The organism is Ruminococcus sp. (genome assembly GCF_016287535.1).
GTDB lineage: Bacteria > Bacillota > Clostridia > Oscillospirales > Ruminococcaceae > Ruminococcus.
The window spans coordinates 1-26,499 of sequence record NZ_JAEFAJ010000002.1; the positions used below are offsets into that span (position 1 = coordinate 1).

Annotated in this window: 25 protein-coding genes, 1 tRNA gene and 2 pseudogenes; 11 read left to right on the plus strand and 17 right to left on the minus strand. The window is 46.0% G+C overall.

All coding sequences use genetic code 11. The features are described 5' to 3' along the window. From QZZ36_RS01510 to QZZ36_RS01540, 7 genes and pseudogenes are all read left to right on the plus strand, one after another. Positions 1-322: pseudogene (locus QZZ36_RS01510) on the plus strand (DNA primase); the annotation flags it as partial. Positions 323-529: 207 nt separating this feature from the next. Then, positions 530-766 carry a YozE family protein gene (locus QZZ36_RS01515; protein ID WP_295075658.1) on the plus strand — a complete coding sequence of 79 codons (237 nt, stop codon included), beginning with the start codon at positions 530-532 and terminating at the stop codon, positions 764-766. Further along, positions 759-1,040 (plus strand): VRR-NUC domain-containing protein, encoded by a 282-nt coding sequence (locus tag QZZ36_RS01520; protein ID WP_295075661.1) that lies wholly within the window; start codon positions 759-761, stop codon positions 1,038-1,040. Before QZZ36_RS01515 ends, QZZ36_RS01520 begins: the two co-directional genes overlap by 8 nt. Then, positions 1,021-2,388, plus strand: coding sequence for a DEAD/DEAH box helicase (locus QZZ36_RS01525; protein WP_295075664.1), 1,368 nt, complete (start codon positions 1,021-1,023; stop codon positions 2,386-2,388). The genes QZZ36_RS01520 and QZZ36_RS01525 overlap by 20 nt, the downstream gene beginning before the upstream one ends. Before the next feature lie 46 nt (positions 2,389-2,434). Continuing rightward, positions 2,435-2,884: a hypothetical protein gene (locus QZZ36_RS01530; protein WP_295075667.1), complete on the plus strand. Its 450-nt coding sequence runs from the start codon at positions 2,435-2,437 to the stop codon at positions 2,882-2,884. A 115-nt stretch (positions 2,885-2,999) separates the two neighbouring features. Further along, a complete protein-coding gene (locus QZZ36_RS01535; protein ID WP_295075669.1) occupies positions 3,000-3,290 on the plus strand; it encodes a hypothetical protein in 291 nt (96 codons plus the stop codon). Continuing rightward, positions 3,200-3,454, plus strand: a pseudogene (locus tag QZZ36_RS01540) (DNA methyltransferase); the annotation flags it as partial. The gene QZZ36_RS01535 and the pseudogene QZZ36_RS01540, both read left to right, overlap by 91 nt. 20 nt (positions 3,455-3,474) lie before the next feature. Here QZZ36_RS01540 and QZZ36_RS01545 read toward each other — a convergent pair. The 6 genes from QZZ36_RS01545 to QZZ36_RS01570 all read right to left on the minus strand — a co-directional run bounded on the left by QZZ36_RS01545 (position 3,475) and on the right by QZZ36_RS01570 (position 8,903). Continuing rightward, a complete protein-coding gene (locus QZZ36_RS01545) occupies positions 3,475-3,951 on the minus strand; it encodes a hypothetical protein (RefSeq protein WP_295075671.1) in 477 nt (158 codons plus the stop codon). A 201-nt stretch (positions 3,952-4,152) separates the two neighbouring features. After that, positions 4,153-4,833, minus strand: coding sequence for a hypothetical protein (locus tag QZZ36_RS01550; protein ID WP_295075673.1), 681 nt, complete (start codon positions 4,831-4,833; stop codon positions 4,153-4,155). Positions 4,834-5,124: 291 nt separating this feature from the next. Further along, the gene (locus QZZ36_RS01555; protein WP_295075675.1) at positions 5,125-6,156 is read right to left on the minus strand and encodes a hypothetical protein; all 1,032 of its coding nucleotides are present in this window, start codon (positions 6,154-6,156) and stop codon (positions 5,125-5,127) included. Positions 6,157-6,374: 218 nt separating this feature from the next. Further along, positions 6,375-6,450, minus strand: a tRNA-Thr gene (locus tag QZZ36_RS01560). 234 nt (positions 6,451-6,684) lie between these two features. Further along, the gene (locus tag QZZ36_RS01565; RefSeq protein WP_295075678.1) at positions 6,685-7,386 is read right to left on the minus strand and encodes a hypothetical protein; all 702 of its coding nucleotides are present in this window, start codon (positions 7,384-7,386) and stop codon (positions 6,685-6,687) included. 398 nt (positions 7,387-7,784) lie between these two features. Next, on the minus strand, positions 7,785-8,903 hold the full coding sequence (locus QZZ36_RS01570; RefSeq protein ID WP_295075681.1) for a M15 family metallopeptidase: 1,119 nt from the start codon (positions 8,901-8,903) through the stop codon (positions 7,785-7,787). 528 nt (positions 8,904-9,431) lie between these two features. Here QZZ36_RS01570 and QZZ36_RS01575 point away from each other — a divergent pair. Together QZZ36_RS01575 and mscL are read left to right on the plus strand one after the other, a co-directional pair. Then, a complete protein-coding gene (locus QZZ36_RS01575) occupies positions 9,432-10,955 on the plus strand; it encodes a zinc-ribbon domain-containing protein (RefSeq protein WP_295075684.1) in 1,524 nt (507 codons plus the stop codon). 40 nt (positions 10,956-10,995) lie between these two features. Further along, positions 10,996-11,385, plus strand: a complete 390-nt coding sequence (gene mscL / locus QZZ36_RS01580; protein WP_295075687.1) for a large conductance mechanosensitive channel protein MscL — start codon at positions 10,996-10,998, stop codon at positions 11,383-11,385. Between the two features lie 62 nt (positions 11,386-11,447). Here the strand turns inward: mscL and QZZ36_RS01585 are convergent, their stop codons facing one another. Further along, positions 11,448-12,149, minus strand: coding sequence for a hypothetical protein (locus QZZ36_RS01585; RefSeq protein WP_295075690.1), 702 nt, complete (start codon positions 12,147-12,149; stop codon positions 11,448-11,450). Between the two features lie 65 nt (positions 12,150-12,214). Continuing rightward, entirely contained in the window at positions 12,215-15,436 is a 3,222-nt protein-coding gene (gene carB, locus QZZ36_RS01590) for a carbamoyl-phosphate synthase large subunit (protein WP_295075693.1), read from the minus strand. Between the two features lie 343 nt (positions 15,437-15,779). Between carB and QZZ36_RS01595 the strand changes: the two genes are divergently transcribed. Next, positions 15,780-16,349 carry a hypothetical protein gene (locus QZZ36_RS01595; RefSeq protein WP_295075696.1) on the plus strand — a complete coding sequence of 190 codons (570 nt, stop codon included), beginning with the start codon at positions 15,780-15,782 and terminating at the stop codon, positions 16,347-16,349. A 77-nt stretch (positions 16,350-16,426) separates the two neighbouring features. Further along, entirely contained in the window at positions 16,427-16,939 is a 513-nt protein-coding gene (locus QZZ36_RS01600) for a hypothetical protein (RefSeq protein ID WP_295075699.1), read from the plus strand. A gap of 81 nt (positions 16,940-17,020) precedes the next feature. Here QZZ36_RS01600 and QZZ36_RS01605 read toward each other — a convergent pair whose 3' ends face one another. The 9 genes from QZZ36_RS01605 to QZZ36_RS01645 form a co-directional block, all read right to left on the minus strand. Beyond that, complete coding sequence (locus QZZ36_RS01605; RefSeq protein ID WP_295075702.1) at positions 17,021-17,455, minus strand: hypothetical protein; 435 nt, start codon at positions 17,453-17,455, stop codon at positions 17,021-17,023. 125 nt (positions 17,456-17,580) lie between these two features. Continuing rightward, positions 17,581-18,201 (minus strand): redox-sensing transcriptional repressor Rex, encoded by a 621-nt coding sequence (locus QZZ36_RS01610; protein ID WP_295075705.1) that lies wholly within the window; start codon positions 18,199-18,201, stop codon positions 17,581-17,583. A gap of 21 nt (positions 18,202-18,222) precedes the next feature. Next, complete coding sequence (gltA, locus tag QZZ36_RS01615) at positions 18,223-19,608, minus strand: NADPH-dependent glutamate synthase (RefSeq protein ID WP_295075707.1); 1,386 nt, start codon at positions 19,606-19,608, stop codon at positions 18,223-18,225. Position 19,609: 1 nt separating this feature from the next. Then, positions 19,610-20,449, minus strand: a complete 840-nt coding sequence (locus tag QZZ36_RS01620; protein ID WP_295076137.1) for a sulfide/dihydroorotate dehydrogenase-like FAD/NAD-binding protein — start codon at positions 20,447-20,449, stop codon at positions 19,610-19,612. Between the two features lie 422 nt (positions 20,450-20,871). Continuing rightward, positions 20,872-21,822, minus strand: a complete 951-nt coding sequence (locus QZZ36_RS01625) for a LysR family transcriptional regulator (protein ID WP_295075712.1) — start codon at positions 21,820-21,822, stop codon at positions 20,872-20,874. Positions 21,823-21,840: 18 nt separating this feature from the next. Further along, entirely contained in the window at positions 21,841-22,596 is a 756-nt protein-coding gene (locus QZZ36_RS01630) for a sugar O-acetyltransferase (RefSeq protein WP_295075715.1), read from the minus strand. A gap of 54 nt (positions 22,597-22,650) precedes the next feature. Next, entirely contained in the window at positions 22,651-23,427 is a 777-nt protein-coding gene (locus QZZ36_RS01635) for a hypothetical protein (protein WP_295075719.1), read from the minus strand. 16 nt (positions 23,428-23,443) lie between these two features. Further along, positions 23,444-24,628, minus strand: a complete 1,185-nt coding sequence (locus tag QZZ36_RS01640; RefSeq protein WP_295075722.1) for a D-alanine--D-alanine ligase family protein — start codon at positions 24,626-24,628, stop codon at positions 23,444-23,446. 113 nt (positions 24,629-24,741) lie between these two features. Continuing rightward, on the minus strand, positions 24,742-26,379 hold the full coding sequence (locus QZZ36_RS01645) for a Mur ligase family protein (protein ID WP_295075725.1): 1,638 nt from the start codon (positions 26,377-26,379) through the stop codon (positions 24,742-24,744). Positions 26,380-26,499 lie beyond the last annotated feature (120 nt).

Below are 26,499 nucleotides of genomic sequence, written 5' to 3' on the forward strand. Positions count from 1 at the left end.
TGGAGCAAGAAAAGTCATAGCAGCGGATTTTCAGATAAATACGCCTCAATGCGTCAAAGAAGCTATAGGAAACTATAGGGAGGATAACGACTGGCTGGGACGTTTTCTGAACGACTGCTGTGATGTGGATCAGTGCTATAAGGAGAAGTCAGGAGAGATATATAAGGAATACAGGCGATATTGCGGAGAGACAGGCGACTTTATCCGTAGTACTACTGATTTCTATGGAGCTCTGGATCTTTGCGGTTTTGAGCGTAAAAAGACAAAGAAAGGTATTATAGTCAGCGGTCTGAGACTGAAAGCAGATGATTTTCTTGACTGATGACCTGCACTAAAAAACACTGTTTTTCTCCAATTTATGGAAAAGTGCATATCGGTGTATATTATTTCCATACTTTACGCAGGCGAGAAAAAATAAAAAATTCTATTATGTAAAAGGTATGGATTTGATAATCACCGAGGTGCACTTCTCATAGAATAGCCCTTTATTTGATGTGACGGGTGAATGTCACAAGAAAGGATAAATACCATGACGAAAAATGAAACAGGCAGCTTCTATAGCTGGATGATATATAATTTTCTGGAAAAGAACAATCGCTTCGGTGATCTTGCCAGAGATATGAACGAGGACTATAGCTTCCCACATGATAATGATTTTGATGCCATTATTGACTACCTTGTCTTTGACTGCGGTGCAGCGGAGGCCTGTGTTGATGTATTCCGCGAATGCTGGAAGAAATATCAGGAGGCACTGGTATATGCTTGAAAGGGAAGTAGAGAGGAAGCTGGTGAAGGCTGTCAGAGACAGAAAAGGTGTCTGCTGGAAGTTCGTATCACCTGGAACAGCAGGTGTACCTGACAGGATAATACTGATGCCTGCAGGGAGGATAGCCTTTGTAGAAGTAAAAAAGCCGGGAGAAACTCCAAGAAAGCTGCAGCTTTCAAGGCACAGGCTCCTGCGGCGATTAGGCTTTAAGGTATTCGTGCTTGATAAGGCAGAGGAGATAGGAGGGATTCTTGATGAAATACAGACCACATGATTATCAGAAATATGCATCGGAGTTTATAAAGTCGCACCCTGTGGCAGCACTTCTCCTTGATATGGGACTGGGTAAAACCAGTATAACACTGACAGCTATACATGATCTGATGTTTGACAGCTTTGAGATAAGCTCTGTCCTTGTTATAGCTCCAATCCGCGTAGCTCAGAATTCATGGCCTGAAGAAATCAGAAAGTGGGATCACCTCAGTGACCTGAGATACAGCATAGCAATTGGCACTGTTGAAGAACGCAGGGAAGCTCTTAAGAAAAAAGCTGATATTTATCTTATCAACAGGGAGAATGTACAGTGGCTTGTGGAGGATAGCGGCATTCCATTCAAGTTTGATATGATAGTAATTGATGAGCTGAGTTCATTCAAGAATCATCAGACAAAACGGTTCAAGGCTCTGATGAAAAAGCGGCCTTTGGTCAGACGTATAGTAGGACTTACAGGAACACCAAGCAGTAACGGGCTCATGGACATTTACGCCGAATACCGAATACTGGATATGGGAGAAAGGCTGGGCAGATTCATAGGTAAATATCGTGAAGCCTACTTCAAGCCTGATAAGCGCAATGGAGTTGTCATATATTCTTACAAGCCTCTTCCTGATGCAGAGAAAGAGATATATGAGAAGATATCGGATATTACTATTTCCATGAAAGCTACAGATTATCTGAAAATGCCTGAGCTTCTGGAACTGAGCTATCCTGTATATATGTCCGATGCAGAAAAAGAGAAGTACAGTGAGATGAAGCAGGAACTTGTTCTTGATCTGCCTGACGGAGAGATAACGGCTGCAAATGCTGCCAGTCTCAGCAACAAGCTTTCTCAGATGGCAAATGGTGCCATATATGACGAGGATAGACAGGCAGTTAAGATACACGATCATAAATTAGACGCACTAGAGGATATAATAGAAGCTGCAAATGGTAAGCCTGTACTTGTAGCCTATTGGTTCAAACACGACCTTGAGAGAATAAGTGAGCGGCTTAAGTCTCTGCATATACAGTTTTCAACAATGGACAAGCCTGATGCTATACAACGATGGAACAGGGGAGAGCTCCCCGTAGCTCTTATACACCCTGCCTCAGCAGGACACGGTCTCAACCTTCAATCGGGAGGAAGCTGTCTTATATGGTTCGGCCTGACATGGTCGCTTGAGCTTTATCTTCAGACCATAGCAAGACTCTGGAGACAGGGGCAGAGATCAGGTACCGTAGTAATACAGCATATTATAACCAAAGGGACAATAGATGAGCGTATCATGAAGTCCCTGCATATCAAGGACGCAGACCAGTCCGCGCTGCTTGAAGCAGTGAAGGCAGAAATAGGACAATCATAGTAAATCAGAGTCAATCCGAGCGGAATACATACATCGGAGGTAACTTATGAATATTATCTGGCAATACTTAGATAAAAAGGGAGCAGCCATAAATGCTCTCAAGGATTATAACAGCATGGCATATATCATTGAGCACACAGATGAGGAGATAGCAAATATTCACGATGACCTTACTGCTATCGGCAGTCCCGAGTTCACTGATATGCCAGGCGGTATACATAACCCGCAATCAAGAGAAATAAAAATGGCAGCCGCTATTGATGAGATAGACGTGCTGCGCGAGCGATACAGGCAGGCGAAAGAATATATGGAGTGGTTTCAGCCTGCATGGGATACACTATCTGATGATGAACGATACGTTCTTGAGCAGTTTTATTGGGTGGAGGAAGATGTATATACTATCTGCGAGCACTTCAATATTGAGCGTTCTTCAGCGTATAACAAGAAAAACAGGGCTGTTCAGCATCTGACACTTCTTCTTTACGGAAAGGCATGAGTAATTTCGTGGATGACATTTCCGTAAAGGTGTGATATGATATATATTAGCAAAGAAAGAGAGCCGTTGTGGATATTCACAGCGGCTTTTATTATGTTTGAAGGAGGTGTCGGCGATGCCGAGGAAGGCACTGAAACCGTGCAAGCATTCCGGCTGTCCGAGATTGACAGAGGGTGTGTACTGCGACGAACACAAGCCGCTGCACCCTGACCGACCTTCAGCAACCAAGCGAGGCTACAGCAGCAAGTGGCAGCGTGTCAGTATTATAGACAGGGAATATAACGTCATCGCAGGACATGGACGTATAATGGCTGCTATCCCATCGGCAACTCCACGCAGGAGAACGCCGTGGTCATTGATACCTTCGGCGGCAGCGGCTCGACGCTCATGGCGTGTGAACAGATGAACCGCATTTGCTACATGATGGAGCTTGACGAAAAATACGCCTCCGTCATTCTCCGCCGCTATGTTGAGGACACCGGGAATGCCGAAGGCGTGTATGTAATTCGTAACGGGCAGCAGATTCCTTATTCCGATCTGGTTAAAGAGGTCGAAACGAAGGAAGGCTGACAACGTGATGAGTGTACGATTTAATATTCAGTATTTTGGTGCTTTTTTATCCATTCTAATATTTCTTCTATGCTTGCATCAGGCTTAAACTGTTTTTGATACAACCCACTCCAATACAAGTCACCGATGATGAAATCAGCATATTCCTCCATCATATCGATCTTTCTGTTATATACATCCCAACGCAAGGCAGCATACTGTGGTTCAGGGGATTCAAACAGTTCATAGCAATACGGATTGATGGTAAGCTCAGCAATGCTTTTATGGGTAAATTTTTCGATTGACGATATCATCTTTTCAAATGAATCGAATTTAAAAGCAGCTCGGAAACCACCCTCTGAATCACGATCATCATATGTGTGATCATAATCAAGAAAAACGGTATTATCCTTTGTGACTCTAAGCAGACAGCAAATGCCTTCATACTTTTTTTCACAGTAAACAACAGGCGGGTAATTTCCCAATTCAATATATCGTATCAACTCTTCTTTCGTCATGACTATCACCCCATAGTACGATGTTATTTACTATGATTATACATTATAGCCGCCGATCTGTCAATATCCGGAAACGCTGTAATATGCACAAATAGACGCAGTGTATATCGCCCTAAACGAACAGCAGATGCTGTATGCGGAGCTGGTAAAAGAGGTCGAAACGCAGGAAGTCTGACGCTGTATCATACTTATAATTTGTATTCAGTAGGAATTAAAAATCCTAAACGACCATTCGTATGCCTGTGGGTTCGCTCTGAATTTTTGACGATCCTCTTCAAGAATAATAAAACTATCAGGTAATCTGTACGAATGATTTTCCCATAATCCTTCATGCTTGTCTGATTCAAGTGCTGTGTATCTGTTTTCATAATGGATTCGTTCTAATTCATATATAAACTTTCGCAGCAGATTGGCTTTTATCAGGAAATTGTATTCATCGTTTTCACGTTCATCCCATTTATGGAATTCTTTTTCATCATCAGAAAGCTCCATATACGGAATATTATTTTCTTTTTCACGCTGATGTATATCCCAGTAACTGCTTTCAACTTCATATAAGAAACGGTTATCTTCAGGAAAAATCGCATTGCTGAAAAGGCAGCTGCACATTTCTCTCAAAGCCGATTGAGGAAATGGAATAATGATATCCTCATAGCTATAATTTGTCTTCAGATACCTGTTTATTATGTCAATCCAACTGTTACGAGGTACAGCCGCATCCCATCCGCACATCCATAATATAGTAAAATATTGGCATTCTTCGGGATCAAATACGTCAGGATCAAGCACTCTTTTTCGTGCATCTTCTGTATCGGGCATAGTAATACATCTTCCTGTTGCCTTCTCAGTTATCTTAGCTTCTATGTATAGATCAAGTCCCATAACATCCTCCAAATCAAGTAGTTAAATAAATACCGATTTCTGTTACTATGATTATACAGTGCCTATGACGATATGTCAATATCCGGAAACGCTATAATATGCACAAATCGGCGCGGTGTATGCTATCTTCAACAGACAGCAGATTCCGTATGTAGAGTTAGTTAAGGAGGTTGATACAAAAGAATCATGAAATGCTTTCGGGATTTATTATTTCTCCACGTTTTCTTATTTCATTTATAAGCTTAAGTTCTGAAATTATCTCGCCTTCAATCGGATATGTATCCTTAAGCTTCATTGCAGCCTGATATTCCTTTTCAGCAGCTTCGGCATCATGCTTGATAAGCAATTGATAAGCGTACATAAGTCTTCGTTTGGAAATAAATGTCTTACCTGCAGAGGAATGTACTTTGCAAGCTCCTGATCATATATCTTCTCAATTTCTTCAGCAGATGCACCATTCATTATTTTACAGAACATCAGTTCCGAAAGGCTTTCAAGCTGATAATACATGATCTTATCATCACTTGCAGCTTCGGATAATATCTTTTCTGCACCTTCATAATCCATTTTATCCATAAGAGCCTGTCCTTTTAGTAATTCTTCAGCTGCTTTGTAAAAGCCTTCGTTGCCAAGAGCCAGAAGCTCGGGAGAAATCTGTGACAGAGTCATGCCGTTAAAGAGAAGCCCGTTTACTTTCAGTGTTTTGTATATTGCAACTCTTTCAGCAGGATTTCGTAGCATCATCATTATATTATAGCCGTCATTTGGAACTTGTATTATCATTGGAATAAGGTTAGTAAAGCCAATGACTAGAGATATTGCTCCTAATACCCAAAGGAAAGTACGTATAATGATTCCGTTGATTGAAAAAGCTATTGGAAATGTGATAAGAGCAGTCAGGATGTTGAAAATACCTCCGCCTGCGTGATACAGGAAAAAAGGCACTTTTTCAGGTTCTTTGCTTTCTGGGGGCATAAGGACACATTGTCCTGCTGTACCCTTTATTGACATTTTTTTAAATTCAAATTTATTATTGCGCTTTATCAGTGTAAGTGAGCCTACTCTAAATAACAGATATTTGTACCCTGAGAGCAAACCGAAAACAAGATGTCCCGCTTCATGTATTATTATTATAAGCAGATAAGAAATAAAAAGTGAAACACAAGCTGTAATTACCATAGCTGTTTTGTCTGCTCCGCTTACAGCTAATGAACTGGGAGATATATGCTTGATTATTTTTCCAGCTACCAAGCCTCCACCGAAGCAGCCTATAAAAAACGCAGTTAAAAGAAATATTATTTTTTGATCTTTTTTCTTTTTCATTTCAATTCTCCTTAGTAGTTTTTTATTGTAGTTTATATTGCGTAAGAACCAATAAGAACCAAATAAGAACCAAACGCCTATTTGGACAAATAGTGTACTGGAAGAAAATACTCATATTTTTGGTTCTTACGTAAGAACCAAAATGACATTTTTAGAGAAAAACGGTATATAAAATTTTAACCACGCAGTCCATAAACCGCGTGGTTAAGCCATTTGCTTGGAGCTTGTGACGGGACTCGAACCTGCGACCTGCTCATTACGAATGAGCTGCACTACCAACTGTGCTACACAAGCAACTATTAAATTTTAGAAGGAGACCTGAACATTACGAATGCGCTGCACTACCAGCTGTGCTACACAAGCAAATATTAAATTTTGTAAGGCGGTCTGAACTAACCGATCAGCAAATCCGTAACATAGATATTATACATCAAAAGGGCGGCGATGTCAAGAAAAATCTTTACAAAAGGGAAATGCGACAGAAAAGACCGCCGCATTTCTCTGAACACACATTATATAAGAAAGAGGTCAATAGATGTTTACGTGTGCTTTTGAAGCAGGTTCTGTTTTGATCTCGAACTCGAAATCGTCGGAATTATCGTCAGAAAAATCGAAATCAACGTCTGAACCTATTGAGAGGCTGAACGACATCTCGGTATCTTCGGGAACTGGAGTGAATTCGTCAACCTTTACGAGATAAGCCTTGAAAACTGACAAATCATCAGACATATCAAGTATCAGCTTATCGTCCTTCTTTATGAGAGTCATTTCTTCGCTCTCATCTATAGACATACCGTCCTTATCCTTTGTTTTTCCCTCGTCGGGATCAACAACTGTAAAAGTGATCGTATTTGCGTCCTTTTTCTTCCACTTTATATCCAGAGGATCCTCAGAGCCTAAAAAGCCTGAATAGAGGAAAGAGAAGAACGAACCTGTATTATCCTCGTTGATCTCGATCTGGAAGAGAGTAAAAGCATCTGCACCCCAAAGATTATCGGTTTTTCCTTCTTCTGTTTCCAGCTCTTCACACTGCCACTTGCCTGAAAAACCGTCAGTATCGGACTTGTTTGAAGTCTTTCCGGACTTTTTATCCTTTGCTGTCTCTGTAGCAGCAGAAGACGATGGTGCGTCAGACTCATAATCCTTGACCTTCCTGATGCTGAAGCTGCAGCTTGCAAGAGCTGATGTAAGGCAGATAAGAGCTGCGGATAAACATAATACTTTTTTCATAATAAAACCCTCCTAAATCATGGACGTCTTTTTTGAAGTTCACTGCAACCTCTGTGGTAGTCATCTGAACCTCTCGACGAATGCATTGTAACACAGCCTGCTATCATTGTCAAATAAATGTCAATGGTAGGACAAGTTGCGAAAAACAGCCATAACAGGCGATTTCTGATATTCTGTTATGAAGCCTGCGAGAGAAGCGCGGTTTGGCTGATAACTGCCAGGATCGCCAGAAACAGGCAAAAAAACGATATACGGCAGCATGAAATGATATAAAAAAGTGCGATTCTGCGTTTTGAACAACTGGACTGCAAAAATAAGTATGCTTTATTGTGCTATATGCTGCAAAAACATATAAAAAAGCGGACAGAAATGAAATTTCATCTCTGTCCGGTCAATATTTATTCATAATCGTCTTCCGACTGGTCGCCGCTGTCGCCATTTTCATTTTCAGAGCCGCTCAGGTCGCCTGAAACATCTTCAAACTCCTTGGTAGTAACTTCCTCGACGATAGGCTTCTGACCCTTGTATACGGTAACTATGAAGCCGTCCACATTGTTTCCGGAGATCTCATATCTTTCTCCGTTGGGAACAGGAATGCTTGTCTTTTCCGAGCTGTCGTCAGCAGCCACGAAGTATATTTCGTAATCGTTCTTGTCGTCACTGAATTCAAGGTGTTCGCCGCTGTAGGGGTACTTGCGCAGGAGGTCAATATATTCCTCAAGGCAGAGGTCGTGTGAATCCATATAATATGCATGGGGCTTGCCCACATAGCGGAAGTGCCACGGCTCGTCACGGAATTTTGTAATGCTCTCCTTTGAACGTGTATAGCGAACTATAAAGCCGTACTTGTAGCAGTTCGCGTTTAACCACGCGAAATCGCCCTCGCCGTTGTAGTCATAGTTCTCTGTCTCGGTAAAGTCAAAGGCAAGACCTGATTCATGTTCGCTGAAGCCGGCAGGAGCGACCCGCTTTGAGTCGGATTCGCCGGTGGAAGCAAGGTCCTTCTGGTAGAGCTCGTCCTGAAACTCCTTTGTGCGGTATGAGCCATATATCTCAAGGGTATCATTTGCGTAGATATCATAGAAGTCCTGTATCATTTTTGACATTGGTCCGTATACCTGTCTGAGAATAGTATAGGAGGTGTCAACTATGGAGAAACAGTGGCAGTTGTTCTCGACGTTCATATCATAGATATTGACAAGGTCTTCGTTGAATGATGTAAAATACTCATGGTCTCTGTTTATAAGTATAAGGTCGCCGTAGAACTTGTTCTTTGTCTCAACGGACAGCGACTCGTATATGACCTGATTCGGGTCAGGCTCTGTAGTCTGGGTCATAAGGTCCTGTTCGATATTGTTATTATCGAAATAAGGCGACTGTTCCACCTTTGTGATGTCGGTAAAGGCGTTCTTGACAAAAAGGCCGCAGCTGCCGAGGAGTACAAGGCTTATAACGATCTCGGTGGTAGTTTTGGCGTGCCTTATGCTTTTTTCTTTGCTTATCCTTTTCTTGGACATAGGTATTCTCCAATCCGCTGTCATAATTCAGCTTGCAATAGGTTGCTTTTGTTCTTTATTATCTCTTTTCTGAAAGCTTTTTGATTACTGACATATGACCGTTACGGGAAATAAAAAGTGTTCTCCGACGGTTCACGGTATATTATAACACATTTCTTTGTGAAAATATAGTGGTTTGGGATTATATTTGTAAAATCGCGGTATATGCATAACAATATGACGAATTATATGTTATTATTTACCAATGAGGAGAACCTGATTGTTACTCAAAAAGCTCCTGTTATGTGACAAATTGCTCATAAAAACGGCACAAAGCGTTATTGTATACAAAAAGGGTCGGCACTTTAGCACAGTATTGCACAATCTTTTTTTAAACCCCTTGAAAATCCATTAACATAATGATATAATATATTTGTGAAAGTATGTATTAGCAGAGCTGTTAGGGGGGCGGCTTTAAAAAAACAGTCGTTCTTCCTGTATTTCCGGCTCTGCGGTTTTTCTGTATTTTCGCCTAAAGGAGTGATGTTTATGAAATGTCCACAGTGCGGAACCAACAATGAAAAGGGCTTCAAGTTCTGCGTGAAATGCGGAACCAATCTCGAAAATCCGCAGGATATTAACATTGAACAGGTAGATATGGGCGGATATCATTCTGAAGAAGATTCTGCGACCGGCGGATTTACCCTCGGCAGCGGCACTTTCACCATCAGCGACATTTCATCGAGGGATTCATCTTCAGACCTTTATACCGCCGCTGAGCTCAATGATACTGATGAAGAGTTTGATTTCAGCAGCTTTGACGATATAGATGAGCCTTTTATCCCTAAGCTCGATACAGGAAGAGTTACTCTTCCGGAACAGACAAAGGCTGTAAGGCAGGCACAGATGCAGAATGCGGGCGGTATGCGTCCGCAGGGCATGATGCAGGGTATCCCGCAGCCACAGGGCATGATGCAGGGCATACCTCAGCCGCAGGGTATGATGCAGGGTATCCCGCAGCCGCAGGGCGTGATGCAGGGAATCCCGCAGCCTCAGGGCGTGATGCAGGGAATCCCGCAGCCTCAGGGCGCGGCTTCACCTCAGGGCGGCGCTCAGCAGATGAACGGAATGCCTGTTTACGGACAGCCCGTGATGTATGCTCAGCCTCAGATAATCGGCTATGACCAGAACGGTATGCCTGTTTACGGTCAGCCCGTGATGTACCAGCCCCAGCTAATCGGCTATGACCAGAACGGTATGCCTGTTTACGGACAGCCTGTGATGTACAGCCAGCCTCAGATAATCGGCTATGACCAGAACGGTATGCCTGTCTACGGACAGCCCGTGATGTATGCTCAGCCTCAGATGGGCGAGCTGCCGGAGGGCGCCGCTCCCAATGCGGCAGGTATGCAGGCGGTGCCTAATATGGGAGGTATCCCCGGAGCCCAGTTCGCGCAGAATGCTCCTGTTCCTCCTCCGGTGGAGGACAAGGAAAAGGTAGAGGTGCCTGACGATTTCTGGGAGTTCTTCGACGGCGGAAAGGCTACAGAACACGCTGAGACAGATAACGCCAGCGACTTCTTCGGAAAGCGCGGAGATGAGATAGAGGGCATGAAGCGTTTCGAGAAGAAGGGCAATCCCTATATGAGCGATACCCCTCTTGTTGACGCCAGCGAGCTCAAGAAGAACGATTCCTCAAAGCTGAGCAATATGTATATGAAGAGCGCTGAAGTCGGCGACGCCAGCAAGCTCCGTGCCAAGGACGACTACAGAATGAGAGACTATATGGGCTCTACAAAGGCTGTTGACGCTTCTGAACTCAGGGCTAACGAGAAGGGCAAGGCGTGGAATATCATGGGCGGTACAAAGACGACCAACGCCGACGACCTTGAAGCCGCAGGAGCAGCGCAGCGCAGAGGTTCTATGATGGCTCAGGCAGATCACGCGGTACAGGCTATGCCTAAAAAGGCAAAGACCTACAACGACGAGATAGACGCCATAGAGCTGCCGGAAGAAATGAAGGCAAAAAAGACCAGAAACAAAGTGGAAATTCCCGGCTTGCCGGAAATTTAATAAATCTATTTTATATCTTATCAAGGAGATGTTGTAAAAAATGAAGAAGTTTTTACAGGAATTCAAGGAATTCGCACTCAAAGGCAATGTAATGGACATGGCAGTCGGCGTTATCATCGGTGCTGCATTCGGAAACATTGTAACAGCTCTCACTGAGGACTTCATCAATCCTCTCATCGCTTGTATAGGCGGCGCTGAAGTTGCCGGCAAGATCAAGCTCGGTGATACCGGACAGTACCTCAACTGGGGTCACTTCATCACAGCTATCATCAACTTCCTCATCATGGCATTCTGTATTTTCCTCATGATAAAGGCAGTAAACAAGGTCATGAGCATGGGCAAGAAAAAGGAAGAGGAAAAGCCTGCCGAGCCTCCGAAGGAAGAGGTTCTCCTCACAGAGATCAGAGATCTGCTGAAGGAAAAGAAGTAATTGCATACTTTCTGTTATAACACCAAAAGCTCCCGTATTTACGGGAGCTTTTTGCATATTTTTTATCCGATTTTCATTGCAAGAAGGAACAGACCTACGAAAGCGCACCACATTCCTCCGATGAGCCACGCGGAGAGCTTTGCGGAGCGGAACAGCTCCTTGCAGTACATCTCGCTGACATTGTCCGAATTTATGAAAAATCTGATCACTCCGCCGTATCCGGGGGAGAGGAAATCCTCGTTCTGGTCAAAAACTATGGTACGGTCTTCGATAAAAACTGTGGGTTCTCTTTTCCCGGTATATTCGTTCATGGCGAATCTCAGCTCACAAGGAATATCGCACCTTATTTTTCTGAGCCATGCGTCGGCGTAGTTCAGCACTATTAGTGCAACTCCGAAGAACAGGAAAAATATATGCATAAGGTCGTTTATGCGATCAAAGCTGCGTGAGAATACGCACACCCATGCAAAGCTCAGCGCTCCCCATATAACTGCCGCCGCGCTCTTGAAACAGAAACGTCCGCAGCTGAGATGATGTCTCAGGTGAACAGATCCTGCCCCGAAGAATATAGCGCTGACCGCCAGATAACAAAGCCTTACGTCTGTAATGCGGATCGCCGCAGGGATAATTGTCGCTGTCAAAGCAATGAGCAGGCATTTAGTTACATTTAAAGCCAGCTTTGTATTATAAGTCATATTCACAGCTTCAAGGAGTCTTTCCTTCAGTTCCTGATCACTGTATTCGTTGTAAGCTTTTTTGTTCATATTGATCCCTCATATCATTTGTGCCGCCTCAGAATAAGAGACGGCACTTTTATCAGCTGTTAATGTCACTTGATATCGGCGTGATGTGCCTGAAGCGACTTTACGCCGAGGTGAGTATTGTTCTTGATAGCCTTGATGCCCTCTGCGCTTGCCTTTGCGGCAGCCATAGTGGTCATGTAAGGAACCCTGTGCTTGATAGCAGCCTTGCGGATATAGCTGTCGTCGTGAGCGCTGGTCTTGCCTGCGGGAGTATTGATTATCATCTGTATCTCGCCGTTTGCGATCTCATCAGCGATATTCGGACGTCCCTCGTAGATCTTGAAGATCTTGTCGCAGGGGATACCTGCTTCCTTTATCATCTCATAACTCTTGCCTGTAGCGATTATATGGAAGCCCAGCTCATGGAATGACTTTGCGATATCAACAAGCTCAGGCTTGTCTCTTTCGCATACGCTGAGAAGAACAGTTCCCTCCAGCGGGAGCTTGTTCTTTGTAGCCTCCTGAGCCTTGTAGTAAGCCTCGCCGAAGGAAGGAGATATACCGAGGACCTCACCTGTTGAACGCATTTCAGGTCCGAGGAGAGGGTCTACCTCCTGGAACATATTGAATGGGAATACAGCTTCCTTTACGCCGTAGTGACCTATCTGCTTGTCCCTGAGCTCCGGAACGGGAGAAGGTCTGCCTGTGATAGAGGAAGTGATGATATCCGTAGCAATCTTTACCATGTTGATATCGCATACCTTTGATACCAGCGGAACAGTTCTTGACGCACGGGGATTTGCTTCGAGAACGTATACTGTGTCGCCCTCGATAGCGTACTGCATATTCATAAGTCCGCATACGTTCATTTCCACAGCTATCTTCTTGGTGTACTCCTTGATAGTAGCCACCTGCTTTTCTGTCAGGTTCTTTGAGGGGAGTATACAAGCGGAGTCGCCGGAGTGTATGCCTGCAAGCTCGATATGCTCCATAACAGCGGGAACAAAGCAGTGCGTACCGTCGGATATAGCGTCAGCCTCGCACTCTGTAGCGTGGTTGAGGAAACGGTCAATGAGGATAGGTCTGTCGGGGGTAACACCAACGGCAGCGTTCATGTATACTCTCATCATCTCGTCGTCGTGAACTACCTCCATTCCGCGTCCGCCGAGAACGTAGGAAGGACGTACCATTACGGGATAGCCTATCTTGTTGGCGATAGCGATAGCCTCGTCAGCGTTTACAGCCATGCCGGCCTCAGGCATTGGGATACCCAGCTTGTCCATCATAGCGCGGAAGTGGTCACGGTCTTCGGCAAGGTCGATAGTCTCCGGAGTAGTGCCGAGGATATTGACGCCGTACTTTTTCAGGTCGTTCGCAAGGTTGAGGGGAGTCTGTCCGCCGAACTGAGCGATAACGCCCACAGGCTTCTCCTTTTTGTGTATAGCGAGAACATCTTCAAGAGTAAGGGGCTCGAAATAGAGCTTGTCCGATGTATCATAGTCAGTTGATACTGTCTCAGGGTTGCAGTTTACGATAATTGACTCGAAGCCCAGCTTTTTCAGTGCGAGCGCGGCGTGAACGCAGCAGTAGTCGAACTCGATACCCTGACCGATTCTGTTAGGACCGCCGCCGAGTATCATTATCTTGGGCTTTTCGGTGCTTACAGGGCTCTTGTCTTCGTCAAGATGATATGTTGAGTAGTAGTAAGCAGCGTCCTTTGTACCGCTTACGTGAACGCCCTCCCATGCTTCCTTTATACCGAAGCCGATACGGGCATTGCGTATCTCCTCCTCTGTTACTTCGAGGAGAGAGCTGAGGTAACGGTCGCTGAAGCCGTCCAGCTTAGCCTGTCTGAGCACGTTCTCGGCAGGAACTGAGCCCTTCATTGTAAGGAGCTTCTCCTCCTCGTCAACGAGCTCCTTCATCTGCTCGATGAAGTACTTCTTTATCTTTGTGAGCTCATAGAGCTCGTCTATGGTCGCGCCCTTGCGGAGAGCCTCATACATTACGAACTGTCTCTCGCTTGTGGGGAAGCGGAGCTGTGCGAGGAGCTCCTCCTTGGTCATGCTGTTGAAGTTCTTGGCAAAGCCGAGACCGTATCTTCCTGTCTCCAGTGAACGGATAGCCTTCTGGAAGGCTTCCTTGTAGGTCTTGCCGATGCTCATTACTTCGCCGACAGCTCTCATCTGAGTGCCCAGCTTGTCCTCAGCGCCCTTGAACTTCTCAAATGCCCAGCGGGCGAACTTGATAACTATATAATCGCCGTCGGGAACGTACTTGTCAAGAGTACCGTACTTGCCGCATTCGATGTCCTTCAGTGTAAGACCGCAGGCGAGCATAGCCGAAACGAGAGCGATGGGGAAGCCTGTTGCCTTTGAAGCGAGAGCGGAAGAACGTGAGGTCCTTGGGTTTATTTCAATAACTACTATACGACCGGTCTCAGGGTCACGTGCGAACTGACAGTTGCAGCCGCCGATAACCTCGATGGATTCGATTATCCTGTATGACATCTCCTGGAGTTCCTTCTGAACGTCCTCAGGAATAGTGAGCATAGGTGCGGAGCAGAAGGAATCGCCTGTATGAACGCCGATAGGGTCGATGTTCTCGATAAAGCATACTGTGATCTTGTTGTTCTCCGCATCGCGGACAACCTCAAGCTCCAGCTCTTCCCAGCCGAAGATACACTCCTCGACCAGTACCTGTCCTACAAGGGAAGCCTGAAGACCTCTTGCACAGACTACCTTCAGTTCATCTACATTGTATACCATACCGCCGCCGGCGCCGCCCATAGTGTAGGCAGGACGGAGAACAACGGGATATTTCAGCTTTTCAGCTATTTTAACAGCCTCATCGACAGAATATGCTACCTCGCTCTTTGGCATACCGATACCGAGAGCCTTCATAGCGTTTTTGAACTCTATACGGTCCTCGCCGCGCTCGATAGCGTCCACCTGAACGCCTATTACCTGAACGCCGTACTGTTTGAGTACGCCTGCCTTGTCCAGCTCGGAGCAGAGGTTGAGACCTGACTGGCCGCCGAGATTGGGAAGAAGAGCGTCGGGGCGTTCTTTTTCGATTATCTGGGTAAGTCTTTCGAGGTTGAGAGGTTCGATGTAAGTAATATCAGCAACATCGGGATCCGTCATGATAGTAGCAGGGTTTGAGTTTACGAGGACTATCTCATATCCAAGCTTGCGGAGAGCCTTGCAGGCCTGAGTGCCTGAGTAGTCGAATTCGCAGGCCTGTCCGATGATGATAGGACCCGAACCGATTATCATGATCTTGTTAATATCCTGTCTTTTTGGCATATTATACTCCTGACCCGTACACCGGAAAATGTACGTTGATATATTTGCCATGAAACGTCATGGCGCAACTTCTTACCTTATATAATAACATAATTCGGTGCAAATTGCAATATAGAAAATATCTTTTACGACCAGTACAATTTTAGGGAATATGCCGTATCTGTATGAGCCGTTAGCTTGCAGGGGCGTACAGTGTGCGCCCGCCACTTACCTGCTTTTTTTGCGGGCGGGACTCGTCCTGAAAAAAATTTTTTTGTTTCCTGTTACACCCTGCAAAAAAAATGCGTTAGTATAAGTGAAGGCTGCTTTCAGCCTTGAATTTTATGTAAAGGATGTAATAAGAATGAAAAAGGTAAAACTTATCGGCACATTACTTGCAGCTGTGATAGCAGCAGCACCCGCAGCAGGTTTCACAGGAAACGTATTACCGTTCAACGATAATGCTATCGTTGCAGATGCAGCAGCATATGCACCTATTTCAAGAACGGTATTCGGTACGTATTTAGTATTCAGATCCAATACCGTTGATCCTATTCTCTCGACTGGCAACGGTGAAGGCTGTTACAATTTACATTACAGAAATGGCAGAATGGTGATTTCAAGAGTTCATTATGCACAGGGCAGAAGATATGAGTACAATGTAAAAATGTATGATGTGGGCGGAAATTCTCTCTTATTACAGGGAGACGGAAATCTTGTAGCATATAACTGCGCATATCCTGATGATTTTTCGCGTCCCACCGCACATTCAAATACATGGAGCTTTGATCTTGCAAACATTACATTCAGTTACACTTATAAACTGACTTATTCGGGCGAATTGCAGATCCAGCGCAATTTCTTATCTGGACAGTATAAAGGAAAAAGCGATATTATCTGGAGAAGCTCAACTGGCAGAATGTATAAATTATGATCATGAAAATCTAAAAAGAATAATCATAAGTGAAGGCTGCTTTCAGCCTTGGATTTAATGTAAAGGATGTAATAAGAATGAAAAAGGCAAAACTTATCGGCACATTACTTGCAGCTGTGATAGCAGCAGCTCCCGCAGCAGGTCTCACAGGAAACGTATTGTCATTCAATGATAATGCTATCGTGGCAGAAGCAGCAAATACTCCGGCTTCAGTTACGATTTACGGCAACGGAACAGAATACAGGCAATCAAATAATCCTGTTCTGAAAAATGGTTCATACGCTTTATATTATCGAAACAACAGAATAGAAGTTACTCAAACTGTAAAGGCAGGCAGATCAACACAGGTACGGACCCGAAAGTACAGATCGGTAGGCGGAGTCAAGCTTTCAATGCAGGGAGACGGTAATCTTGTGACTTACGATCAGTCCGGACGTCCCGTATGGCATACCAATACATGGATGTATAACCTCTCAGACCCAAAGGTGCGTTTTACCTATCAGTTGACCAGCACTGGCACATTACAGATCAAACGTACATTTTTAACTGGACAGTTTGCAGGTAAATATGATATTATCTGGCAGATGTAATATATAAAAAAGGACTGCAAAAGCAGTCCTTTTTCTTACCCTTTGCGCCGTGCAAGCATTGCAAGGGTAAGGGAGAGATTCTCATATAGATGTCCTGTTATCGTCAGCCAATAGTTCTTGAATGGTACAGCCTTGAAAGGTAAAAATATTGTAATTATATATTTTTCCAAAGATTACTGCGCTTTTGTATTCGTGTGTCATATAGCATTTGCGCCCGTCAGAAAGTGTGAACACTGCTCTGTTTCCATCATATTTCGCTCTGACAAAAGCTGTGAATTCACTGAGGTCTTTTGCAACGACTACCTGTACATCTTCGCCGTTTTTGTTTCTGACAGTACGCAGAACTTCGTATTCGCTGTCGTTATTGACTTTTATTATTTTTGATATATCGCCTGCTTGAGTGTAATCATAACTGATAAGGTGGTATTCCGAATAAGCAAACGGAGAAATAATGCCTGCGAGTACGATAATTAATGCAATAATGGTTATTTTCTTTGCTTTTGACTTGTTTTTCATGGTATTCTCCTTTCAGCAGCGGAAAAGCTTTTGCTTACAAGTCTATAATAGCATATAAATACCTTAAAAACAATAAATATGACGAAAAAGTAATAGAAAAAGGGCTGCAAAAGCAGTCCTTTTTCTTACCCTTTGCGCCGTGCAAGCATTGCAAGGGTAAGGGAAATATTCTCGTTATGCACCGCAACGCCCTTTGGAGCGCTGAGATATACTGCGGCAAAGTTGAGGATAAACCTTATCCCTGCCTTTGCCATTCTGTCGCAGACCTCCTGTGCAGCCGCCTCCGGAACGGTAATGATACCGATGTGTATGCCGCTGCTTTTGCAGAAGCTTTCCAGCTCGTCGATATGGCGGACCGGCTTGCCGTTTATGGAACTGCCCACGCGCTCGCTGTTGCAGTCGAAGCCGCAGACTATATCGAAGCCGTAAGCCTCAAAGCCGTTGTATTCAAGCATAGCCCTGCCGAAATTGCCCATACCTGCCACAACAACGCTGTCATGGTTCTCGAAGCCAAGAAATCTGCCAATATCGCTCATAAGCTCGGAGGTGATATAGCCCACCTTGGGTCTGCCGCCGCTGCTTACCGAAGCAAGGTCCTTTCTGACCTGAACGTCGTTGAGTCCGAGGGCTTCCGCGATCGCCGTAGCAGAGATATTGCCTTTTTTCCGCTCTTCCGGGAGGGATCTGAGATAATTGAAGTACACAGGGAGACGCGCCAGCGTCTGAGAGGTAATATTCTTATTCATGGTGTACCCCCGTTCAGGGACTTACTTTTTCTGCATATATTCGTCCATAGCTGCGGCAGCCTTCTTGCCGGCGCCCATAGCGAGGATAACTGTAGCAGCTCCTGTTACAGCGTCGCCGCCTGCGTAAACGCCCTCCTTTGAAGTAAGACCGTCCTCATCTGCGATGATACCGCCCCACTTCTGGGTATCGAGACCTGCTGTAGTGGACTTGATGAGCGGATTCGGCGAAGTACCGATAGACATGATGACGCAGTCAGCCTCGATGTCCACGAAAGCGCCGTCTATCGGGACAGGCTTTGCTCTGCCGGAAGCGTCGGGCTCTGAGAGCTCCATCTGCTGGCAGTGAACGCTCTTTACCCAGCCGTCGTCTGTAGCCTGTATCTCAATAGGATTTGTGAGGAACTTGAAGATAATGCCCTCTTCCTTTGCGTGCTCGACTTCCTCTGCTCTTGCAGGGAGCTCAGCCTCTGTACGTCTGTAAACTATGTATACCTCAGCGCCCAGTCTCTTAGCGCAGCGGGCTGCATCCATAGCAACATTTCCGCCGCCTACGATAACAGCCTTTGTGCCTGCCTTGATAGGAGTAGCGCTGCCCTCCTTGTAGGCTTTCATGAGGTTTATACGTGTGAGGAACTCGTTGGCTGAGTAAACGCCGTTGAGGTTCTCGCCGGGGATATTCATAAATCTGGGAAGACCCGCGCCTGAGCCGATGAATACGGTCTCGAAGCCCTCTTCCTTCATGAGCTCGTCAACAGAGATAGTCTTTCCGACTACTGTATTTGTCTCCACCTTTACGCCGAGAGCCTTCAGACCGCCGATCTCCTTCTGAACTATTGACTTGGGAAGTCTGAATTCGGGGATACCGTAGGAGAGAACTCCTCCCGCAACGTGGAGAGCTTCAAATATAGTAACGTCGTAGCCCTTCTTGGCAAGGTCGCCTGCGCAGGCAAGACCGGAAGGACCCGAACCGATAACAGCAGCCTTGTGACCGTTCTTTGCGGGTACTTCGGGAGCTGCTTCGGGCTGTGCGTTGTGCCAGTCGGCAACGAAGCGCTCCAGTCTTCCGATAGCAACGGGTTCGCCCTTGATACCTCTTACGCACTTGCTCTCGCACTGTGTCTCCTGGGGACAAACTCTTCCGCATACAGCAGGGAGAGAGCTGGACTTTGTGATTATTTTGTAAGCCTCTGCGAAATTTCCCTCAGCCACCTGAGCGATAAATGCGGGGATATCTATCTGCACCGGACATCCTGTTGAGCAGGGCTTGTTCTTGCAGTTAAGGCAGCGTTTAGCTTCATCTATAGCCTGTTCTTCGGTATAGCCGAGAGCTACCTCGCTGAAATTCTTGTTTCTTACGTCGGGAGCCTGTACAGGCATCTCGTTTCTTGCAGCAGACATATTCGGCATTTTACTTTACCTCCTTGAACAGATTGCAGGCTTCCTCGTATGCATGGCGCTCGAAGGGCTTATACATAGCTCCTCTTGCCATAGCCTGGTCGAAGTCTATAAGATGACCGTCGAATTCGGGACCGTCGACGCAGGCGAATTTTGTCTCGCCGCCGACTGTGAGACGGCAGCCGCCGCACATTCCCGTACCGTCTATCATTATGGGGTTCATAGAAGCAACAGTGGGAACACCGTACTCCTTGGTGAGCTTGCAGACGAACTTCATCATTATGAGAGGTCCGATAGTGATGACTCTGTCGTACTTTTCGCCGCTGTCTATGAGCTTTTTGAGAGCGTCGGTAACGAGACCCTTTTCGCCTGCGCTTCCGTCATCGCTCATAAGTACGAACTTTGAGCTTGCTGCTTTGAACTCGTCCTCAAGAATAACGAGGTCCTTTGTTCTGAAGCCAACTATTGAATGTACCTCAACGCCGAGGGCATGGAGCTTCTTTGCAACGGGATAAGCAATAGCGCAGCCAACGCCTCCTCCTACGACAGCTACTTTTTTGAGACCCTCTGTCTCTGTAGCCTTTCCGAGAGGTCCTACGAAGTCCTGTAAGCAGTCGCCCTCGTTCATGTGGTTGAGCTTTTCTGTCGTAGCGCCTACTATTTGAAAAATGATAGTAACAGAGCCGCTTGTGCGGTCAAAATCAGCGATAGTGAGCGGTATGCGCTCGCCGTCAGCGTCTGTTCTGAGTATTATGAACTGTCCCGGCTCAGCCTTCCTTGCTACCTTGGGAGCGTTTATACGCATAAGGGTAACGGTGGGGTTGAGGCTTCTTTTTTCAAGAATTTCAAACATTGTCCATACCTTCCTTGCGATAGATTTGCAATGCGGGAGCTTTTCGCGGACGTCGCCGTTGACTTCCGCCGATACAGGCATTGCATTGATATATTCAATATTATATCACATAACGGGGGTGTTGCACAAATATAACAGCGGAATATCGATATTCCGATATCGATATTTTTGCTGTGAATGATATCGGGAGCACTGCCGGACTTTGGCTTATCTCCGTGGGAATACAGTGGAAATAATAAAAAAGGGCGGCGTGAGCCGCCTTGAAATATATAATTGCATAGTATAAGGGCTGATCGGTCATCAGCCCCTGCACAGCGCAGATCTGACTGTAAAATACAAGGGGCGATGTGAACATCGCCCCGCAAATAACAATATATGATGATTATTCTTATTCAGAATGCGCCCATATTCAAATACACATATCATTTGTACTCTGCAAAGGCACTCTCATTTCTTACCTCATAAAGACGGTTTACAAGTTTCAGCTCGTTTTCCGAGAGCTTATGTCCGGAAGCATATATGAGCATATCCTTGAAGTTGTTGTCCGGGAATGCGCATTTGCGCTGTACAAGACCATATTTTCCGCACAGGCTCGCAGGCATGGGAGAGTCCAGCATGAAAGCCTGAGGCACGGTGAGCAGGAAGTCGAGAGCGCTTCCGCGGTCGTACATACAAACCTTTCTTACGGGAACGTCAGCAGGACGGTTTGAAGCATAGAGCTTCTCGACGGCTCCCGACACATAGGGAACAGCGTCGTCGCCCTGTCCGAGCTCGGTGTAGTTGCAGGAAAGGTCGGAATAGGTTATGATATCCGCGTTTGCGGCAGGGTGCTCGGAGGACATTACCGCCAGCATCTCAAATTCCCAGAGCAGCTTGTTGTCGAGATTCTTTTCCGCAAGGAAGTCTGTGAAGTATTTCTCATGGGCTGCGTTGAAGCGGATTACTCCGAAGTCGTAGCCGTTTTCACGGACGTTTTCGATAGTTCTCAGGGAGTTGGTCTCACAGAAGAATATCTCCATATCTTCGGGAGCGTTCAGTCCCGCGATATACTCCGAGAAAGCCTTTGAGATGTAGCCGGTTCTCGGTACAGATATCCTCAGACGGCTGTTTTTCGGCTTGTCCGGAGAGTGTATCGCCTCCATATTGTCTATCTGTATAAGTATCTGCTTGGCGTAGTCGAGGAACCTGAGTCCCTGATCTGTAGGTATTACGCCCTTTGAGGTACGTCTGAATATAGTTATGCCAAGGGTGCTTTCCAGTTCCTTGATAGCCTTGCTCAGATTGGGCTGAGCCATGTAGAGATTTTCCGCAGCCTGTGTTATGGAGCGTGTCTTTTCTATCTCAACGGCGTATTTGAAGTGAAGAGTATTCATGGTTCAGTCCTCCTTTTGTTATTTTCTTCTGTTTGGGAAGCCGTTTCCGTTCGGATTATCCACGCGGTGTACCTCAAGGTGTCTTGAGCCGGAGGGCTTCCTGTTTTCGGGAGCCGCAGGTGCGGCAGGTTTCTGTTCTTCTTTTTGCGGAGCTGCTGCGGCACCGGGAGCTGCCGCCGGCTTTTCCTCAGCCTTTTTCGGCGCTTCATGAGCAGCGCTTCTTTCTGTTATTTTTGCGGGCAGACACGGATTTCCGGAAGCTATACAGTCTGACGGGACGTCCTTTGTAACGGCACTGCCAGATGTTATCACCACGTTATCGCCGATAGTTATTCCTGCCGCTATGGTCACATTGCTGCCGAAGCATACGTTATTGCCTACCTTGATAGACTTTGCGTATTCAAGTCCGGTATTCCTTGTGACCGAATCGAGAGGGCGGTCTGCCGTACAGAAACAGCAGTTCGGACCGATATACACGTTATCGCCGAAGGTTATCTCGGCATTGTCTATCATAACGCAGTTTACATCGGCGTGGAAGTTGTTTCCGATAACTATATTGTAGCCGTAATTGCAGAGGAAGCCTGCTTCGATAGTTACATTATCGCCCTTCAGAGCGACAATCCTGTCGATGACTCTTTCCTTTTTCTGGAAATCGTTGTACTCCAGCGCGTTGAATTCAGCGCAGAGCTTTCTTGCCTTTACTCTTTCTGTGAAAAGCTCTCTGTCGCTTGCGTCATAAAGCTCTCCAGCCTGTTGTTTTTCTTTTTCGGTCATTTTAAACCCTCCTTGTTTTATATTATATTTATAAGCTGAGATCAGCGTTTTAGCTTACCATTGTCTGCCCCGGCCGAGTATGAATTTTAAGAGAAAAGCTCCCCATACCGGCGAGGTGAACAGTACGATCATAATAAGTTTCACTATGAATTGCCAGAGACTTTTACAATAATGCCCGAACACACTTTTCAGGTAATACCGCTCAGGAGAATCCGGGTCTATCATTATCGTATTGTCTAAACCGGTGCTTTCGGCAAATATTGACCCGTCATGATCCATGAAGTGATAGCATTCGCCCTCATAATAGTATTTGTAAATGTTAGTGCCGTCAGGCGCGTAATCATCGTGTTCATAAGGCACCGGGCAGGTGCAGGAGTTTTTTCTGCCTAAAGCGGCGGCAGATAAAACGATAAGATATATCAGCCTTCCGATGGTTATTGAAGCAATAGTCACTATCATAAGCGCAAGTACTATTTTTGCGGCAAAGCCTGCTATTGACTTATCATACATGGAAAGGGACCCGCATATCCCGAAAAGCGTTACGAATATGCCGATTATCAGTAAAGGCAGGCGGTTCTTTGCGTTGTTTTCCACTGCTCTGCCGTTTTGATATATCGTTCCGCTGTTGTCTATTCCCGGTAAAATGAATAATATACCGACGAGCGGGAGAGACAGCAAGGGCTTGATGAGCCCGATAACGCATATTACGGCAAACAGTATGATGTAAACGAGCATGGAAACGGCTATACCGCCTCCTTTTCGGACCTGCGTTATGAGCAGTGAGTAGTCAACTTCTTTTTCCACCAACGGAAGTATATTTATCTTTTTCATGTCTAAGCGGCGTTTATCAGCACTTGCTTCCCTTTGAGCCGAAGCTTCCTCCCATTGAGAGTATATTGGTATCAAATGTATAGCTTATCTTCTCGCCCTGTCTGTAGCGTTTGAGAGCGAGCTGTATGAGCCTTTCGAGGAGCTCAGTGTACTTCACGCCCTTGGGCTCCCAGAGATAGAAAGCGAGAGAGCCGGGGATAGTGTTTATCTCGTTGATATATATCTTGTCTGTTGCCATATCTATCATGAAATCGATACGTGTAACGCCGTTGAGTCCGAGATAACGGAAGGCGTCAACAGCTGTCCTTCTGATGAATTCGTCCTGTTCGGGAGTGATATCAGCGGGTATCTTTCTTTTAAGGGTAGCCATGCCCTTGCTGCCGCCCTTGCCGCCGCCTACGTACTTCTGGTCGTAGCTGAGGATATCGTCGCCGCTTGCCTGTACCGGCTCCTCGCATACGGAAGCCTCAGCGGACTCGCTGTCGCCTGCTACGGCGCAGTTTATCTCCTTGAGCTGAACCACACAGGGCTCGATGAGGATACGGTCAGCGAACTCGAAAGCCTCCTCGATAGACTTTATAAGACTGTCTCTGTCCTTGCCCTTTGAGATACCTACGCTTGAACCGAGGTTTATGGGCTTTACGATAACGGGATAGCCGAACTTCTTCTCTACCTCGGCTACCATTCTGTCCATGTCGTTTATCTCGTATGACGAGAAGCGGCAGCAGTCAAGAACAGGGAAACCTGCGTCTTTAAGGAGTATCTTCATTACGAATTTATCCATGCCGATCGCGGAAGCAAGCACATCGCAGCCTACATATGGCAGGTCGAGGGTCTGCAAATAGCCCTGCAGAGCGCCGTCCTCAACATTGGTGCCATGAACGATAGGGAAAGCAACGTCAATATCGGAGATGACATTTGAGCCGAACTTCTTCATCTTCTGGCGGATAAGCTGTACCTTGCCCTCGCTTCTTACGAAAACGCACTCGGTACACTCTTTGAGGAGGGCGGGGATATCCCTGAAGCTGTTGATATCCATGAGCTTCTCGCCTGTCCAGAATTCGCTCTTTTTTGTCATATATACAGGGATAATGTTGTATTTTTCCTTGTTTATGCTTGCCATAGCCTGAACTGCCGAGATGACTGATACCTCATGCTCGACGCTTCTTCCGCCGAAAAGAACTGCAAGATTGATCTTCATTACTATTTCTCCTTTTATTTAATTCGGAATTAATGTGTCTGCTTTGCAGACATATCAAAATATTTCAGATCTATCGCCGACAGGCGCTACCTAAATTCCTAATTCCGCATTTCTCAATAATTGTCGGGCAGGTCGTTTTCAAGAAGGACTATTTTCTTCTTGTCAGTCTGATAGGCGTTTACGTGGGCGAGAGCCTCGCTGAGACTGTCCGCAACGAAAACATTTTCCATATCATAGCCTGCGTCCTTGATACCGTTGTATATCGGCACTGTCTGAGCCTTGCCCACGAGAACTATATGGTCGCAGGCTTTTGCAGCCTCCTGACCGAACTCGAAGTTGAGCTCCTCCTGCTTCGCGCCAAGCTCTACCATACCGGGAGTTACCAGTATACGGCAGGCGTCGAAAAGTCCCAGTACATTGAGAGCTGCGCGGCAGCCGCTGGGATTTGAGTTGTATGCGTCGTCGATAAAGGTCATATTGCCGCCCTTGTCGAGAAGCTGCAATCTGTGGGGAACTGCGGCGATACGCTTGACAGGGAGAGTGAGCTTTTCAAGCGATATGCCCGTACCGTGAGCGTAGGCGATAGCGCCGAGTACGTTCTGTACGTTGTGCTCACCGAGGAGCTTCATTGAGAAGCGCTGTGTCTCGCCGCCGGGAGCAGTTACCGTGAACTCAGTGCCTCTGTCTGAAACGGAAATATCAGTTGCGCGGTAGTGGTTGCCCTCCTGAAGTCCGTAGAGCACCGCATTTGGATATTCGGGAGCCTTTTTACGGATAAGCTCGTTGTCACCGTTGAGGTAAATCTTACCGCCCTTAGCCTTTACATGGTCGGCAAGCTCGAACTTGGTATTCACCACATTCTCGATAGAACTGAAGGTCTCAAGATGCTGAGGACCGACGGAAGTGATTATTCCGTCATGGGGGTCCGCAATGCCGCAGAGCTCCTTTATTTCGTGAACTCGTCTCGCGCCCATTTCGCAGATGAAGTATTCGTGAGTGGGCTTTAAGTCGCGGCGAATGGTTATTGTAACTCCCATGGGAGTATTGAAGCTCTCAGGAGTTTTCAGGGTGTTGTACTGTGAGTTGAGAAGCTCGTCAAGGTAGAACTTCATACTGGTCTTGCCGTAGCTTCCCGTGATACCCACTTTATGGAGCGTGGGACACTCGGAAAGTATCCTCTTTGCGTCGTTGATGTACCAGTTCTGTACCGCTTTTTCCACGGGCTTGTTTATCAGATTGGACAGCGGAACGAGTATGGGAGTAAGGTACAGCGCAGAGCCAACAAGTATATATGGCAGAGCCGTTATGAACCAGTGTGTTTCTTCCCGGCCGCCGTTTGCAGTGTCCACCTGCACGAATGTCTTTCCGTTAAGAATTGCAATTACATAGAATACCGCAATGAGTATACCGAAGGTTATCATCATGCGTTTCATTCTTGCCGTATAAACAAGGGGCTTCTTGAACTTCTTGCCGGGCTTGTTGAGCAGGGCTGTTATGGCATTGAAGAAGCAAAGCGTTATGACAAAAATGGCTGCAGTCACTTCACTGCCCCTCTGGAGCGGTATCAGCAGAAACTGCGTCAAAAACAGCACCGCAGGCAGTATATAGCGCTTTCTGTTCTTCTTCATCCAGCGTGAATGTTCGGGAGTCTTGTAGCCGTTGAGCTGCAGCATATGGAACTCTCTCAGTCCGAGAAAGACTGTCGCCGTCAGCGCAATGACCGCAAATATTATCCATAAAACCAAATTCATATATTTCTCCTTGAATTCGGAATTCGGAATGCGTAATTCGGAATTAATGTGTCTGCTTCGCAGACTGATCAAAATATTCAGATCTATCGCCGACAGGCGATACCATAATTCCTAATTCCG

Bases quoted from the DNA above. Each gene is read 5' to 3' on its own strand.
- QZZ36_RS01515 (WP_295075658.1), top strand. From the start codon at position 530: ATGACGAAAAATGAAACAGGCAGCTTCTATAGCTGGATGATATATAAT.
- QZZ36_RS01520 (WP_295075661.1), top strand. From the start codon at position 759: ATGCTTGAAAGGGAAGTAGAGAGGAAGCTGGTGAAGGCTGTCAGAGAC.
- QZZ36_RS01525 (WP_295075664.1), top strand. From the start codon at position 1,021: ATGAAATACAGACCACATGATTATCAGAAATATGCATCGGAGTTTATA.
- QZZ36_RS01530 (WP_295075667.1), top strand. From the start codon at position 2,435: ATGAATATTATCTGGCAATACTTAGATAAAAAGGGAGCAGCCATAAAT.
- QZZ36_RS01535 (WP_295075669.1), top strand. From the start codon at position 3,000: ATGCCGAGGAAGGCACTGAAACCGTGCAAGCATTCCGGCTGTCCGAGA.
- QZZ36_RS01545 (WP_295075671.1), bottom strand. From the start codon at position 3,951: ATGACGAAAGAAGAGTTGATACGATATATTGAATTGGGAAATTACCCG.
- QZZ36_RS01550 (WP_295075673.1), bottom strand. From the start codon at position 4,833: ATGGGACTTGATCTATACATAGAAGCTAAGATAACTGAGAAGGCAACA.
- QZZ36_RS01555 (WP_295075675.1), bottom strand. From the start codon at position 6,156: ATGAAAAAGAAAAAAGATCAAAAAATAATATTTCTTTTAACTGCGTTT.
- QZZ36_RS01565 (WP_295075678.1), bottom strand. From the start codon at position 7,386: ATGAAAAAAGTATTATGTTTATCCGCAGCTCTTATCTGCCTTACATCA.
- QZZ36_RS01570 (WP_295075681.1), bottom strand. From the start codon at position 8,903: ATGTCCAAGAAAAGGATAAGCAAAGAAAAAAGCATAAGGCACGCCAAA.
- QZZ36_RS01575 (WP_295075684.1), top strand. From the start codon at position 9,432: ATGAAATGTCCACAGTGCGGAACCAACAATGAAAAGGGCTTCAAGTTC.
- mscL (WP_295075687.1), top strand. From the start codon at position 10,996: ATGAAGAAGTTTTTACAGGAATTCAAGGAATTCGCACTCAAAGGCAAT.
- QZZ36_RS01585 (WP_295075690.1), bottom strand. From the start codon at position 12,149: ATGAACAAAAAAGCTTACAACGAATACAGTGATCAGGAACTGAAGGAA.
- carB (WP_295075693.1), bottom strand. From the start codon at position 15,436: ATGCCAAAAAGACAGGATATTAACAAGATCATGATAATCGGTTCGGGT.
- QZZ36_RS01595 (WP_295075696.1), top strand. From the start codon at position 15,780: ATGAAAAAGGTAAAACTTATCGGCACATTACTTGCAGCTGTGATAGCA.
- QZZ36_RS01600 (WP_295075699.1), top strand. From the start codon at position 16,427: ATGAAAAAGGCAAAACTTATCGGCACATTACTTGCAGCTGTGATAGCA.
- QZZ36_RS01605 (WP_295075702.1), bottom strand. From the start codon at position 17,455: ATGAAAAACAAGTCAAAAGCAAAGAAAATAACCATTATTGCATTAATT.
- QZZ36_RS01610 (WP_295075705.1), bottom strand. From the start codon at position 18,201: ATGAATAAGAATATTACCTCTCAGACGCTGGCGCGTCTCCCTGTGTAC.
- gltA (WP_295075707.1), bottom strand. From the start codon at position 19,608: ATGCCGAATATGTCTGCTGCAAGAAACGAGATGCCTGTACAGGCTCCC.
- QZZ36_RS01620 (WP_295076137.1), bottom strand. From the start codon at position 20,449: ATGTTTGAAATTCTTGAAAAAAGAAGCCTCAACCCCACCGTTACCCTT.
- QZZ36_RS01625 (WP_295075712.1), bottom strand. From the start codon at position 21,822: ATGAATACTCTTCACTTCAAATACGCCGTTGAGATAGAAAAGACACGC.
- QZZ36_RS01630 (WP_295075715.1), bottom strand. From the start codon at position 22,596: ATGACCGAAAAAGAAAAACAACAGGCTGGAGAGCTTTATGACGCAAGC.
- QZZ36_RS01635 (WP_295075719.1), bottom strand. From the start codon at position 23,427: ATGAAAAAGATAAATATACTTCCGTTGGTGGAAAAAGAAGTTGACTAC.
- QZZ36_RS01640 (WP_295075722.1), bottom strand. From the start codon at position 24,628: ATGAAGATCAATCTTGCAGTTCTTTTCGGCGGAAGAAGCGTCGAGCAT.
- QZZ36_RS01645 (WP_295075725.1), bottom strand. From the start codon at position 26,379: ATGAATTTGGTTTTATGGATAATATTTGCGGTCATTGCGCTGACGGCG.